5 protein-coding genes are annotated in these 11,839 nt (G+C 76.3%); 1 reads left to right on the top strand and 4 read right to left on the bottom strand.

All coding sequences use genetic code 11. The features are described 5' to 3' along the window. Window positions 1-109: 109 nt before the first annotated feature. The 4 genes from WMF22_RS26505 to WMF22_RS26520 form a co-directional block, all read right to left on the bottom strand. On the bottom strand, window positions 110-1,576 hold the full coding sequence (locus WMF22_RS26505; RefSeq protein WP_437292783.1) for a cytochrome P450: 1,467 nt from the start codon (window positions 1,574-1,576) through the stop codon (window positions 110-112). Window positions 1,577-1,670: 94 nt separating this feature from the next. Further along, window positions 1,671-3,278 carry an SDR family oxidoreductase gene (locus tag WMF22_RS26510; protein ID WP_438031593.1) on the bottom strand — a complete coding sequence of 536 codons (1,608 nt, stop codon included), beginning with the start codon at window positions 3,276-3,278 and terminating at the stop codon, window positions 1,671-1,673. A gap of 30 nt (window positions 3,279-3,308) precedes the next feature. Next, window positions 3,309-4,043 carry a 4'-phosphopantetheinyl transferase superfamily protein gene (locus WMF22_RS26515; RefSeq protein ID WP_437292785.1) on the bottom strand — a complete coding sequence of 245 codons (735 nt, stop codon included), beginning with the start codon at window positions 4,041-4,043 and terminating at the stop codon, window positions 3,309-3,311. Then, entirely contained in the window at window positions 4,040-10,732 is a 6,693-nt protein-coding gene (locus tag WMF22_RS26520; protein WP_437292786.1) for an SDR family NAD(P)-dependent oxidoreductase, read from the bottom strand. The genes WMF22_RS26515 and WMF22_RS26520 overlap by 4 nt, the downstream gene beginning before the upstream one ends. Window positions 10,733-11,144: 412 nt before the next feature. Between WMF22_RS26520 and WMF22_RS26525 the strand changes: the two genes are divergently transcribed. Further along, on the top strand, window positions 11,145-11,684 hold the full coding sequence (locus WMF22_RS26525) for a MarR family winged helix-turn-helix transcriptional regulator (protein WP_437292787.1): 540 nt from the start codon (window positions 11,145-11,147) through the stop codon (window positions 11,682-11,684). Window positions 11,685-11,839 lie beyond the last annotated feature (155 nt).

Consider the following 11,839-nt stretch of genomic DNA (forward strand, 5'->3'; position numbering starts at 1 on the left):
GGCTCCCCGGGGCCTGACATGGACCGAGAGAAAAATGATGGCGGGGGCTCCACCAGAGAGGAGAGGCCGGGCGGTCGCGCCGCCGGCCAGGTGCACCGGGCCCAGGCCCTCAGGCGCGGGCGCTGTACGGGCAGCCGTGGGCTCTCATGGCGGCCGCCACGGGCTCCGTCACCACGGGCTCCTCCCGCCCCGCCGGCGCCGCGCGTACGGCGCTCGACGGCTCCCGCCGCTTCAGGATCATGCGCATCCCGTTCACCGGCTGCAGCGAGATGAACCCGCGGCAACGCGGGTCGAAGCCGGGGACCAGCCGGAGCCGATAACGCTGCAGCGCCATCGCGACCATGATCTTGCCCTCGAGCTGCCCCATGAACTCCCCCAGGCAGATCCGCTGGCCGGCGCCGAAGGGGATGAAGGCGAGCTTGTCGTCCGCGCTCCGCCGGTGGTTCGCGAAGCGCTCGGGCTTGAACTCCAGCGGATCGCTCCAGAACTCCGGGTGCCGGTGCGTGACCCACGGGACGATGGCCACCGTCGACCCCGCGGCGACCTTGTAGCCGCCGAGGACGTCGTCCTCCAGCGGGCTGCGGAGGATGAACGGCACGGAGGGCAGGAGCCGGAGGCACTCGTTGAAGACCATGGTGAGGTAAGGCATCGACTCGATGTCCCTGGCCGTCGGAGACCGGCCGCCGAGGACGCGATCGATCTCGTCGGTGAGGCGAGCGCACACCTCGGGGTGCTGCGCGACCTGGTACAGCGCCCACGAGGCGGTGACGCTCGATGTCTCGTGCCCGACCATCAGGATGGTCTTGATCTCGTCCCGCAGCTGCGCGCGGTCCATCTTCGCGCCGGTCTCGGGGTCGACGGAGTTCATGAGGCGGACGAGCACGTTGTCCTCGCCGCCCGCGCCGCGCTGGTAGCCGTCGATGATGCCGTCGATCACGGTGTGCACGCGGTCCATGGCCCGGCGGAAGCGCAGGTGGCTGGGCAGCGGCCAGGACAGGGGCGGGTTGACCAGCGAGTACATCCGCTTGAGCGCGATCGAGAGCGCATATTTGAACGCCTCGCGGACGGTGTCCGTGTGGGCCTCCAGCGCGGCGCCGAAGAACGCCTCGCCCGCGATGCCGAACGTCACGTCCATCATGTCGTCGTTGATGTCCCGCTCGAACTCGCCCGGCTGGGCGTCCCAGCGCCGGAGCGCCGCCTCCATGTGCTCGACGATGAGGGGGACGAACGTGAGCGTGTTGGCGTGGTTGAACTGGGGCTGCACGTGCCTGCGCTGGCGCCGCCAGAGCTCACCCTCGCTGTTCACGAGGCCCCAGCCCAGCACGGGCGCGAGCTCGTGGTAGCGCTTCCCCTTGGGGTAGTTCCGGACGTTCGCGCGAAGCACGTGCGCGATGTCGTTCGGGTGAAACGCCATGACGAAGTCCTCGGCCCCGGGCGCCCGCAGGCGCACGACGTCGCCGTAACGCGCGAAGAGGTCCTCGTAATGACGCATGTCACCGGTCCTGAAATTCGCCAGGTACCGCAGGCTGGCGAGCGGGCCGGGGCCCGGGGGCTGCCGATCGAGCGTGGCACTCATGATTCCTCCTTCTTCGCGAGCTTCAAGGAAGCTGACGTGAGCTGTTCCGCGCGGACCCGCGCCGAGCGCACCCCGGCGCCGCGCATCGGCGCGGTCAGACGCACAGCGAGCCTCCGCCGTCGACGGTGAGCGTCGCGCCGTTGATCCTCCGCGCCCCGTCCGAGAGCAGCAGCAGGACGGCCTCGGCGACGTCGTCCTCGGTGCAGAGCCGGCCGCCCGGCGTGCGCGACTCCCAGTACGGGAGGATCCGCTCGTGATCCGGGTAGTTGCTCGTCACATGGCCATAGATCGGCCCGGCGGAGACGCAGTTGACCTGCACGTTGCGCGGGGCGAGCTCGACGGCGAGCGCGCGCGTGAGCGACTCCACCGCGGCCTTCACGGCGCCCATGGCGCCGAAGTGCTCGAGGTACCTCGACGAGCCGTTCGACGAGAGCGCGACGATCCGCCCGCCGCCGTGGCGCTCCATCAGGCGCGCCGCGCGCATGGCGCACAGGTGGTAGCCGATGACGTTCGTGCGGAAGGCCAGCTCCCAGTGCTCCGGGGTCGTCTGCTCGAGGGGGCCGAAGCGGCCGTTCGACGCGTTGCTGACGAAGTGGTCCAGCTCGCCGACGTCGCGCGCGATCGCGTCGAAGAGCCTGTCGATGTGCGCGGGGTTGGCGACCGAGCCCCAGACGTGCACCGCGTCGCCGCCGGCCCCGCGGATCTCGTCGGCGACCGCCTCGCCGTCGTCCCGCGAGTGGAAGCTGTTGACGACGACCCGCGCGCCGGCGCGCCCGAGCTTCGCGGCGATGGCGCGGCCCAGCCCGCGGCTCGATCCGGTCACGAGGACCGTCTTGCCCGCGAGCGCCACCCCGGGGGCAGGGAGCGCCCGCTGCGCCGCGGAGGCCGCGGGCGCGCGCGCCGCGGTGACCTGCGCGGGCGGCGCGGATTCGACGAGGCGCGCGAGATCGCCGACCGTGCGGGCCTCGTCGAGCGCCACCTCGAGCGCGCCCGGCTGGGCGCCGCGCTGCCAGAGGAGCGCGCGGAGCTCGTCGCGCCGGCGGCGGTCGACCCCGAGGTCCTCCTCGAGGCGCGCGTCGGGGACGAGCAGATCGACCGGGTGGCGGGTCGCGTCCGCGAGCGCCTGGACCACGACATGGAGCGCCTCGCCCGCGTGGCCATTGGCGTGCCTTCCGGCCTCCACGTGGCCATTGGCGTGCCTTCCGGCCTCCACGTGGCCATTGGCATGCCCTCCGGCTTCCACATGACCATTGGCGTGCTTCGCCGCCCCAACATGGCCATTGGCGCGCCCTTCAGCTTCCACGTGGCCATTGGCGTGCGCTCCGGCCTCGACATGGCCATTGGCGTGACTTCCGGTCTCCACGTGCCCCTTGGCGTGCGCTCCGGCCTCGACATGGCCATTGGCGTGGCTTCCGGTCTCCACGTGACCCTTGGCGTGCTCTCCGGCCTCCGCGCTGGCCGCGATCGTTCGCGACAGGAGCTCGCTGACGCGGGCCACCGTGCGCAGCTCGTCGGGCGCCGCCTTGAGGGCGTTCGGGAGACCGAAATCGGCGCGCAGCGTCGCGAGGATCTCGCCGCGCTTCACGGAGTCGATGCCGAGGTCCTGCTCCAGATCGGCGTCGGCGACGACGACCTCGTCGGGGTAACGCGTCATGCGCACGAAGACGGAGCGAACGTGGTCGAGGAGATCATGAGATTGCATCGTCGAAACCTCGTGTTTGGTGAGTGCCATTCATCCGAGAGCGGCGGCCGGCGGGAGCGGGACGGCCGCGACGAGCGCGAACGCACCGGTCAGCACGGCCCGGCCGAAGAACTGCCCGCCCCGCGCGCCCAGCGCGAAGGAGCGGATCGAGGGCTGCGCGAGGCGCGCGCCCCCCGGCGGGAACGCGACGTCGATGTCCCGGAACGAGAACCGCGCCGGCAGCGCGAGCGCCCCCGTCTTGTAGAGCGCCTCCTTGGCGCTCCAGAGCAACGTCTCGAGGGCGGCGCGCGGGGCGCCCGCCGCGGCGCCCCGCGCGAGGCCCTCGCGCTCGCGCGGGGTGAAGTGCTCGTCGGCGAAGCTCGCCGCGCGCGCCTCGACCCGCTCGACGTCGACGCCGACCGCGCGCGCCGTGGTGACCGCGGCCGCCGCGAGCTCGCCCGCGTGCGAGAGCGACAGCGCGAACGCGCCGTCCTCGAAGCGCGGGCGACGGCCGCACGGCCCCGTCACCGCGCAGGCGAGGTAGGCGGCGCGCGGGTGCGCCTCGAGCGAGGCCGCGTCCAGCGCGACAAGCGGCGCGCCGCGGCCGGCGGCGAGCTCGAGGCGCAGCCACTTCGCCGCGACGCGCGCGCACGCGGACTGCGCCCGCCGGGCCGCGACGCGCTGCGCGGCGCACGCGCGGCGCTCGCCGGCCGTCAGGTAGGGCTCGAGGCGCGCCGCGGCCTCGGCGTCCGCCCGCGCGACCGCGATGGCGAGCGGCGGCGTCACGGCGCCCCCAGCGTCAGCGTCGCCTGCGCCGCCGGGCGGACGTCCGCGGCCACGCGCCCCACGACGCGGCCCTCGAGCCCCTCGACCTCCAGGAGCACGCCGCCCGAGGGGTCGAGCGCCTGCGCCCACGCGCCGAGGACGCGGTCGCCCGCCGCGGTCGGGGCCGTGGCGACGAGCCGGACGGGGACGCCCGCGTCGCGGAGCGCGAGGTCGTTGGCCGCCGTCCCGAAGCGGATCCGGTCGACGCCGCCCGCGGCGCACACCGGGAACGCGCCCGCCTCGTCGCGGCGCAGGGTGCCCAGCGACAGGAGCGCGTCGAGCAGGAGGAACGGCGTGGCGGCCCCGCGCTGCCCTGCGAGGGCGCCGTCGGTCGTGAGGCGGAACCGGGCCTCCTTGAGCGCGGCGCCGAGCACGAAGGTGCCGAGGTGATCGAACCAGCCCGCGTGCCGGACCGGCGAGCCAGGGCTCGCGTAGGGGTCGCGGACCAGGGGCCCGTCGATCCGCCCGGCGTGCCGCGAAGCGAGGCCATCGCGCCCGACGTGGATCGGGGCGAGCTCGACCACGCAGGTCGCGAAGACAACGCCGGCGCGGAGGGTCACGCCCGACCGGTGCACGAAGTCGCCGCGCACCTCGACGGCGCACGCGACGCGGCCGCCGGCGAGGCGCTCGCGGCGGGTCGTCACCGCGCGCACGTCGCGCGGCGCGTCGTCGGCGAGGCGCAGGAACTCGAGGAAGCGCACGTCGCGGACCTCGCGGACGAGCGCGCCGCCGCCGGAGGTCGCGAGCGCGTGCCGGACGGCCAGGTCGACGAGGAAGGCCCCGGCAGCGACGGCGCTCGAGCGCGCGCGGTGGTCGGAGAGCCACGGATCGACGCGCGGATCGAGCGTCCACGCGCTCGCGGGCGCGCTCCCCGACGCGTCCGCCGCGACCGCCGCATCCGCCGCGACGAGGCGCGGGGCGAAGCGCTCGATCTCGCCGTCGCCGAGCAGGACATGCGCCGCGCCGGCGGGCGGCTCGGCGACGAGGTCGAGGAAGATCCGCCTCCCCTCCTCCGGCTCGACGCCCCGGAGCCCGCGCGCCGCGCCGAGCGCGCTGTACTCGGAGCCGGCGGTCATGCCGACGCCGTTCCAGCCGAGCCACGCGATGCTCGACCACGGGCCCGCGCCCGCCTCGGCGGCGAAGTACGCGGCCGCGCGGTTCATCGCCTCGTTCGCGGCGCCGTAGTCCGGCTGCCCGTCGTTGCCGAGCACGCTGAACGCCGAGGTGACGAGGTGGACGTGCGGGCGCGCGTCGGGCAGGTGGCGCGCGAGGGCGCGGCGGAGGTGGGCGAGGCCGGCGAGCTTCGTGTCGACGATCCGCTCGAACAGCTCGAGCGGCTTCGACGTGAGCCGGCTCGACACCTGGATGCCGGCGCCGTGCACGACCAGATCGACCCGGCCGTACGCCGCCGCGACCGCCGCGACGGCGCGGTCGACGTCCTCGCCGCGCGTCACGTCGACGGCGTGGTAGTCGACGACGCGACCACCGGCGCCCCCGGCGCGCAGCTGGGCGAGGACCCGGTGCGCCTCGCGCGCCGCGCGGAGGCGCGCGTAGCGCTCGCGCAGGACGCCCATCCGCAGGCCCGGGCTCTCGCGCAGGGCCTCTGCATAGAAGTCCCGCTCGTACGCGTCGAACGCCGCGTCGGTCATCGCGAGCGCGCGGGCCGGAGCGTCCTCCAGCCGCGAGCGGCCGAGGAGCACGGCGCGGCAGCCGAAGCGGTCGAGCAGGCCCTCGACGAGCTCCGCCGTGATGCCGCGCGCGCCGCCCGTCACGAGCACGACCGAGTCGGCGCCGAGCTGCGGTACGGCGCGCGCGCGCGGCCTCGCGGAGGCGTGGGCGAGCTGCACGGCGTGCCGCGCGCCGCCGAGATCGACCACCTCCTCGGGAACGGCGGGCCGGGCGCGCCGCCACTCCTCGGAGAGCGCGCCGAGCGCGGCCGCGACGTCGCGCGCGTCGGTGTGGACGACGCGCACGTCGCCGCCCGGGAGCTCGCGCGCCAGGGACTTCACGAAGCCGCCGACGGCGCCGCTCACCGGCGCGAGCCGCCCGTGGAGGTCCACGGCGGAGGCGACGACGGCGGCGAAGGCCACCTCGCCGCGCGCGATGGCGCCGTAATAGCGGCGCGCAGCGCCGAACAGCGCGCGCAGCGCCGGCCTGTACGAGCCCGGCGCGCCGTCGACGAACGCGAGCGCGTCCGTGGCGCGGGTGAGCACGACGACCGCGTCGACGTCATCGGGGGCCAGGGCCGCGAACGACGCGCCGAGCCGCGCCTCGTCGCGGGCGTCGAGCGAGGGCGCGCCGCCGGACGCCTCGGCCCCAGGCGCCGCGAGGTCGCGCGGGATCCCGGGCTCCGCCGTGCCGGACGCCTCCTCGACGGCGAGCGCGAGGACGCGCGCGCGCTCCTCGCCGGAGCGGGCGGCGCGCCGCACCTCCATGGCGAGCGCCGCGTCGGTGCAGACGTAGAGGACGCGGGACGGGACGCGCGCCGCCGGCCCCGTCGCCGGCGCGGGGGCGATCTCGGGGACGAAGCCGTGGATCGGCGTGCCCGTCGCGAAGCCCGAGGCCGCTCGCGCCGGCGCGACCGCCGCGGCCTCGGGAGGCGTGACCTGGACGGCGCGGGGATCGGACGGCCAGCGCACCAGCGCGGCGCCGTGCGCGCGCGCGCCGCGGATCGCCGCGTGGAGCTCGACGGCGCCCTCGGCCCCGCGCAGCCGCGCGCGCGATCCGCCGACCGCGAGATCGCGGGCCGAGGGGCCGCGCCCCGCCGCGCCGGCGGCGCCCTCCGCCGCGCCGCCGACGAGGCGCAGGCGAGCGAGCACCGGCCAGGCGTGGCGCGCGGCGGTGTCCTCGGTGCACAGCGCGACGAGCAGCGCCGCCTCGCCGACCGGCCGCGGGTCACAGGTAGCGGACGCGCCCCGCGCGACGTCGTCGCTGAAGGCGTTGACGGCCCCCGCGAGCGCGACGTCGCAGTCCTCGTCGAGCACGAGATCGGCGGCAGCGAGCGCGTCGAGCAGCGAGGTCGCCGAGGTGTCGACGACGAAGTTCGGCCCGCGCAGGCCGAAGACGTTGGCGACGCGCCCGGAGATGACGTTGGGCATGTTGCCCGGCTGCGTGTACGGCCCCGTCGCGGGCGATCCCGCGCGGAGCGCGTCGGCCGTCGCGGAGGCCAGCGCGGGGCCGACGCCGCGCGCCCGGAGCGCCCGCGCCACGCGGTCGGCGAAGATGCGCTCGTTGGCGCGCGCGCCGCGGCGCGTCTTGCCCTCGTGGCCGACGACGACGCCGATGCGCTCGCAGAGCTCGCGCGCGGGCAGCGCCGCGAGCGCCTCCTCCGCGGCCATCGCCGCGAGCAGCTGCGTCGGGTCCATCGCCTCGAGGGCGTCCGGGAGGACCGGCGCGCGGGCCGGCAGCCGGAGCGCGCCCTCGTCGAACGCGAGCACGTCCGACGGGGCGCCCGCGGTCGCGCCTCCTGTGGCTGGGAACACGGACCCGAGCCCGACGACGCACAGGGCGCGGGCGCCGTCGCGCGGGCGCGGGCGCGCGGGGTGGCGCTCGGGGCGGTGCTCCTCGACGACGAGGTGCGCGTTGGTGCCGCCGAAGCCGAAGCTGTCGAGCGCGGCGCGCAGCGGGGCTCCGCCCTCGGCGCTCCAGGGGGCGGCCGCCGTCGGGATGGCGAACGGCGAGCGCGCCAGATCGATGCGCGCGCTCGGCGCCTGGAACCCGTGCTGCGGGAAGAGCGTGCGCTCGCGGATCGCGAGCACGACCTTGATGAGCGACGCGACGCCCGCGGTCCAGCCCGTGTGGCCCAGCAGCGACTTGACGCTGCCCAGGGCGATGCGCGGGGCGCCCGCGTCGCCGGCGTCGCTCGCGAACACCTCGGCGAGCGCCTGGAACTCGGTGGCGTCGCCGACGGGCGTCGCCGTGGCGTGCGCCTCGACGTACTGGACGCTCCGCGCCTCGACGCCGGCCCGCGCGTGGGCGCGCCGCATCGCCAGGGCCTGCCCGCGGCGCTGCGGCACCGTGACCGACGGGCTCGGGCCGTCGCTCGACAGGCCGCTGCCCAGGAGCACGGCGTCGACGCGATCGCCCCGCGATCGGGCGTCGTCGAGCCGCTCGAGCACGACGACCGCGGCGCCCTCGCCGAACACGACGCCGTCGGCGGACGCGTCGAAGGGGCGGCTGCCGGTCGCCGAGAGCCCGCCGAACTGCGAGAACTGGCACGCGTTCGTCGGGCCGGGCTGGTAGGCGCCGCCGGCGATCACGACGTCGGCGAGGCCGCGGCGGAGCATCGCGGCGCCCAGGTGCACCGCGTGCATCGACGACGCGCAGGCCGCGTCGACGAGGACGGTGCGCGCGCCCTCCCCCACCACGTCGCGCACGACGCGCGCGAGCGGCTCGAGGTGGCCGCGGCACGCCGCGCGCCGGCCGGCGTCGAGCCCGAGCTCGGCCGCCAGCGCGTCCATCACGGCGGCGCGGGCCGCCTCGTCCGCGGCGGCGCCGTCGAGCGCGCGCTCGACGCCGAGCAGCAGCGTGGCCTCGTCGTGCTCGATCGAGCCGTCGGCCGTGGACCCGAGGAGGCACACGATCCGCAGGGGCGCGCCGCCGCGGAGCGCGGCCGCGTGTGATCGGGCCTCGGCGAGCGCGCACGCCAGCATGCGGGCCGTCTTGGGCAGCCGCTCGAGCGTGGCCGCGTCGTAGCCGGTCTGCTCGGCGTACGGGCCGAGGGCGTCGACCGTGCCGACCAGCAGGCTGTAGGTCTTGTCGGCGGCGCGGCCGCGGTTCAGGAAGTCGGTCGCGAGCTCCGGGTGTCGCTCGCCGGTGTCGGCGATCCCGCACGTGCCCGCGAGCAGCTGCGCGAGGTAGGCGTCGACGCCGCCGGCCCCCGGCAGCACCGCGCCCATGCCCACGATCGCGATCGGCGCCGCCCCCGCAGCGGAGGCGGCGTCGTCGCGCGGGCTCGCGGCGGCGGCGGGGCTCGCTGCCTCGCGCGGGCGGCGGCCGTCCGGCTCCGCCTCCGGGAGCGGCGCGACCGCCGTGAGCGGGCGCCCCGCGGCGCGCAGCGCGTCGATCACGCGCCGGTGCTCGGCCACGACGTCCTCTCCGGCGCGGAAGGTCGAGATCACGCGCAGATCGGGCCCGGGCGGCGCGCTCCGCCGCGCGAGCGCGGTCAGGGCGCCGCCGCCGCCGCACTCGACGAAGGTGCGGACCCCCGCCGCGTGGAGGTCGCGCACGGCCGCCTCGAAGTCGAGCGGCGTCACGAGGTGCATCGGCAGCAGGCGCGCGGGCGCGAGCGGTCCGTCGCCGTAGTGGACGCGATCGATCGGCGAGTACGTGGCCAGCGCGGGCCGCGCCGCGCCGGCGCGCGCGAGGGCGCTCGCGAACGGACCGACCGCCGGCGCGAGCAGCGGCGAGTGGAAGGCGTAGCGGCTCGCGAGCACCGTCGCGCGAACGCCGGCGCCGGTGAGCCGCCGCTCGAGCGCCGCGATGCCGTCCGCCGTGCCCGACGCGACCGCCTGATCGGCCGCGTTCACCACCGCGACGAACACGTCGTCCCGGCCGAGCGCATGCACCTCGTCGCGCAGGCGCTCCGCGCCGGTGTGGGCGGCGAGCATGCGGCCGGGCGGCGCGCCGCGGAGGGCGAGCACCCGGCGGCAGACGACCTCGGCGGCCGTCGCGAGGGGAAACGCGCCGCCCGCGGCCAGCGCGGCGATCTCCCCGAGGCTGTGCCCCGCCACGACGTCCGGCTCGAGCCCGGCGGACCGGAGCAGCGCGACGGCGACGTGGTCCTGGACGAGGATCCCGAGCTGATCGAGATCGACGCACGCCTCCAGGGCGGCCCGCGCCTCCGCCTCGCCGGCGGTCACGAGCGCCGCGAGCGAGGCGCCGAGCAGCTCGCGCGCCGCGGGCTCGGCCGCGGCGACGGCCTCGCGCGCGGCGTCAAAGCGCGCGTGGAGCGCTCGCAGGAGCCGGAGGTCGAACGAGCCCTGGCCCGGCAGGAGCAGCGCGATCTTGCCGGCGACGCCGCCGCTCTCCCGCGCGGCCTCCCCGGAGCGCCCCTGCGCGGCCTCCCCGCCCGCCGCGGTCTCCGCGCCCCACCGCGCCCTGTGCGGGCGCGCCTCGTGGAGCGGCCCGCGCGCGACCTCGGCGGCGTGCCGGAGCAGGCGCTCGGGGAAGAGCTCGCGCAGCGCGGAGCCGCCGCGCAGGCAGAGCTCGACGAAGCGCTGGTGCGGCACGCGCTCGTCGAGGGCCCCGACGTGCGCCGTCACCGACCTGGGCAGCGGCGCGAGCTCGTCGCTCCCCGAGGAGACGGCGACGATGCGCTGGTAGCCGCACGCCACGGGCTCGCCGTCGAAGCGGACCGTGCGGAAGTAGCCGTACGCGCTCGAGCGCGTCACGGCGCCGAGGCTCATGAAGATCGCGACGCGCTCGCCCACGCGCACCGGCGCGAGGTTCCGGCTGTACCCCTCGGTGGTGAGCAGCCGGATCGCGGCGCGATCCTCCTCGTGCGGGAGCGTGCCGTCCGCGGCCTCGGCGAAGTAGAGCGTCTCGCGCGCGATGCACTGGAAGCGGAAGTTCGTGAGGTAGTGATGGCTGCCATAGGCCATGCTGTCCTCGAACTTCACGCAGTACGGAACGACGAAGAACTCGCCCATAGATCCTCTCCACGCGACCCGCCCGCGCACGCGTCGACGCACGCCTGGCACCGCGTGCCAGCCGATGTTTCGTGCGCTTTTCACCGCTGCGCCGCTCGGGCCGCTCGAATAAGTGTACCTACACGTAAATGCTCGGAGCGCGCCGCGGGCCCATGGCCCCCGGCCGCGCGGGTGATGCCGCGGTGCTCGCCTCGGCGCCGCCATGGCCCTGGCGACGGATGACCGATCGATCGAGGGATCGGCCAGCGCGCGCCGGGGCCGCCCGGACCGCCGACGCCGAGCAGGCGGTCGAGCAGACGAGGCGGATCCACGTCGTCGAGGACGAGATAGGTGTAGCCACACCTGAACGTATGTCAAGCAGGGATCCTGGCCGCGATTTGACGGACCTGGTCGAAATAGTGTAGATACACTGGTGACCGATTTTGCCCGCGCAGCCCAGATCATCGCGAGCCAGTGCGCCCTCGTGCGTGTCCGCCGCGCGTCGCGCGCGCTGACGCGGCTCTACGACGACAGCCTGCGCGCGGCTGGGCTCCAGTCGACGCAGCTCACGATGCTCGCCGCGGTCGCGACCTGCGGCGACGAGGGCGTGCAGCTCAGCGCGCTCGCGGACGGGCTCGTCATGGATCGCACGACGCTCACGAGGAACCTCGTGCCGCTCGAGAAGGCGGGCCTGCTCCGCGTGGCGCGGGCGCCCGGCGACGCGCGCGTCCGCATCATCTCCCTGACGCGCCAGGGAGAGCGCGCGATCGAGGCGGCGTTCCCGCTGTGGGAGCGGACGCAGAAGCACGTCCGCGAGCAGCTCGGCGAGAGCAGGGCCGACGCGCTCCGCGAGGAGCTCGGCTGCGTCGTGGCCCTGGCCACGCGGCCCGAGAAGGCGGCGGCCCCCGAGCGGACGCAGCGGAGGGCGCCGACGCAGCGGAAGGCACGGTCGGGCAAGCGCAAGGCGACGTGAGATCGCCGCCACCGCGGGGCCGCGCCCGGCCGCGGGGCGGGCGTGCCTCGTCTCGGCCGATCGGGCGGCGGAGCGGCGCGCGGCCCGCCGTGGCGTGGAGCGCGCGGTCGGGCTCGTCGGCGCGGCCACTTGGTGTACGCTCCGGCCTGATCGAG

It is taken from the genome of Sorangium sp. So ce204, from assembly GCF_051526795.1.
GTDB lineage: Bacteria > Myxococcota_A > Polyangia > Polyangiales > Polyangiaceae > Sorangium > Sorangium cellulosum_B.